At 35.4% G+C, this 3,004-nt stretch carries 3 protein-coding genes; all 3 read left to right on the top strand.

Annotated features, from left to right (window positions below):
• The first annotated feature begins 192 nt into the window (after positions 1–192).
• Positions 193–1,158 (top strand): hypothetical protein, encoded by a 966-nt coding sequence (locus JSQ97_RS12635; RefSeq protein WP_205076373.1) that lies wholly within the window; start codon positions 193–195, stop codon positions 1,156–1,158.
• Positions 1,159–1,337: 179 nt separating this feature from the next.
• Positions 1,338–2,714, top strand: a complete 1,377-nt coding sequence (locus tag JSQ97_RS12630) for an outer membrane protein assembly factor BamD (protein ID WP_205076372.1) — start codon at positions 1,338–1,340, stop codon at positions 2,712–2,714.
• A gap of 6 nt (positions 2,715–2,720) precedes the next feature.
• The coding region (locus JSQ97_RS12625) for a hypothetical protein (RefSeq protein ID WP_205076371.1) at positions 2,721–3,004 on the top strand (284 nt) is incomplete at its 3' end.

The following is a 3,004-nucleotide window of genomic DNA, read 5'->3' as shown; positions in this document are numbered from 1 at the left end:
TCAATATCTTATGCATTCGATCGTAGAAAATATAATAAATTATTTACTGAAATTACAAAATCAATCAACGGATATGATCCGTCCGTAAATATGACATACACATAACACGTTTTCAAAGCCGACATTTTTACATATACAAAAATGCGGTTTAAAACAATGTTATACGCACGGCACGGATGACCGGAGAAAAAAATGAAAAAAAATTATGTATTTTTACTTTTATTTTATATCTGTTTATTAAATTGTAATGCCCGACAAAATTTCAGTTCTTCCTACAAAGAGGATGCAATGTACTACAAAGACGATATCGAAGAAATAACGTTTACAATACCGAAAGAAAAAGCTGTTGAAGGAACGGCAAAACTTTTATTTCTCGATAAGAACAATAATGAAACCGTATGTTACGAAATGCCGGTTCAAATAAAAAACAATAAATGCAAATATATCCTTAAGAAAATTCCGTCGGGCAGGATCGGAGGAATTACAAGAGAATTATATGAGGAATATTACGGTTCTGAATATGAATGGTTAATTCATCTAAAAATAATTTTTGAAGACGGTTCCGAATATATCTACGAGGATAATTACTTGCATATCGGTGCGATGTTTGATGATGAAAACATCGGTTATACCGGCAATTACAATTTTGAAATTCGCGGTAAAATAAAAATAGAAGAAGATGATTTTTCGTTTATTCTGCCGATCGGGTATAAGGAATTTACCGCACTTCAACACAAACTTTTTCCTGCGCAGGAAAACTTTGCAAAAACATATTCAACAGTCGATTATTCCTATTGGGCAGGCTTTTCATTAAAAAAACCATTTAAAGAATTTTTTTCGATAGGCTCATTTCAGCTTCTTGAGTTTTCGACATATTACGATACATGGACGGATTTTTTGATTGCATTCGGAGATTTTCTAAAGGAAACACATTCGGTTAAAAGATCGGATGTTGTAAAAGTAAAAACTGCAAACGGCCTTGAGGGTGTAAAGGAGACTGTAAAGACCGGATCCAATTCATTCAGAGAAATATATCTGTTTCCTTGTAACGAAAAAATTCTATATGTCGCAATTGACAGGAAAATTAAAAATTCGGAAATAGAAAAAATTATTCCTTCAATTTTGGAGACGCTGGAAGTAAAAAATGAAAACCGTTAAAATGCAAAAAAGATATAAATAGGTTCAATTTCGAGTTTTCTAAAACTCGAAGGGCTGCCGAAAAAGCAAGTAAGTTTTAAGACAGTCCCATTTCCAACCGTTTCGCGCGTCGCCAAAATGGCATGTTTGGAAAATATTAGGCGCACACGCCGATAGTGTGAGGAGGGGAAAAATAATATATGAAAAAAATTCTTTTAGGTTTGATTTTATCCGTTTCAGCACTTGGAACGATTTTCGCTTCCGATTATGAAAAAATAAAGAAAAATTATAACGACGCTGAACATTATTTTGATGAAAAAAATTATGAAGAGGCGATAAAAAAGTATACGGAAGTTTTCAAACGCACTGAGTATTTTTATAATTTAAAAGACGAAGAGAAAAAACAAATATCTTCGGATCACGGATTGCAATTCGATGAAATCGGAGAACTGAAACTTTTTTATTATTCGCTCTACAACATAGCGTGCTGCTATTCGCTCAGGGGAAATTTTTCGAAGGCAAAGGAATATCTTTTTTATGCGATTTATGCCGGCTACCCCAATCCGAACTATATTTTCAATGATTCCGATATGAAGCCGTTTTTTTCATCCGATCCTTCCCTAAAATCCGAGATTGAAAAAATATACAGACAGGGTAATTCAAAATCTCTTGTTCAAGGAAAGCTGTTCGAGCAATGGATTGTCAATGACTGCTTTCGATACGGGTTCGACGGAGATACGGTGATACGGTATTACGGATCATCCGATTGGAAGGATCACAAGTTTAAGGGAACTTATAAAGTAAAAAACTATCACATAATGATGCATTTTTGCAAAGAGTCATACAGGAAGCCTGACCCGTGGGCCTCGGCCATGCCCGGAGGCGGCACGATAACACCGTATACTTCATATTCCGAATATCCCGAATATGAAGATATAGACAGTAACGAGACTGTAAATTGGTTTGAAAGTAACTATTATTGGACTGCATTGGGAAAAGATTACGGATCTTCCTTTGAACAAATTGAAGAAAACTATACATCGGATTGGAATGAAAAGGATTATACCGAGCCGATCGCGGAACGGATTGAAGATTATTATTCCAAAAATCGCAAAATTGAGCGTACGGAAAAAGAAATAAAGGCTTCTGCAAACAGGCGAAGGCAAAAAGTGCTTGATTATATCGCAAAGGTCGGAAAAAATGACCGCACTGTTTTTATTCTTCCGGAGGGGACTGAAAAAGTAGCATGGGATGACATTGATATACCGGATGAAACCGTCGCAATTCTGCTCCCGGAGGGGCTTAAGACTTTTTGCGCGGATATTCCAAACGATGTAAAATATATGAATTTTCCGTCAACTTTAAAGGAATTACACGTCAATTTCTCTTCCGACTCCCCGATCGAAGCGCTTGAACTTCCGGAAAACCTTGAAAAACTGGACGGGGTATTATTTTGGTATTCTCCCGATAAAATCAGGGATATGTATGTTCCCGGCCGGACGGAAACTCCTCCTGAATGGCATAAAAGCTGGGATATGTTTTGTAATGTACATTTCGGAGAGTATCTGAAAGAATAAAAAGCAATGAACAACAAAAGAATATTTATTTTTTGTATATTACTTTTTTTACTGCAAAATATTTTTGCTCATGATGAGCGACAGTCGGATATTTTAATTTTGCTGGAAAACAATTCCGATTGTACTAAACTTTATAAAGGTCCGATTCCTGAACCTTATGATGAGTCGGCAATTTTAAATCACGATCTCTACGATGCTTTACTATCGATATATAGAAAAATTAAAAACTCAAAACCTGTTTCTATAAATAAGATTAAAAAAGCTTATATCATGGAAGGTGTGTATACCGT

The organism is Treponema sp. Marseille-Q4523, assembly GCF_016901105.1.
In the GTDB taxonomy this organism is placed as follows: Bacteria; Spirochaetota; Spirochaetia; order Treponematales; family Treponemataceae; genus Treponema_D.
This window is presented reverse-complemented; position numbering and strand designations above follow the sequence as displayed.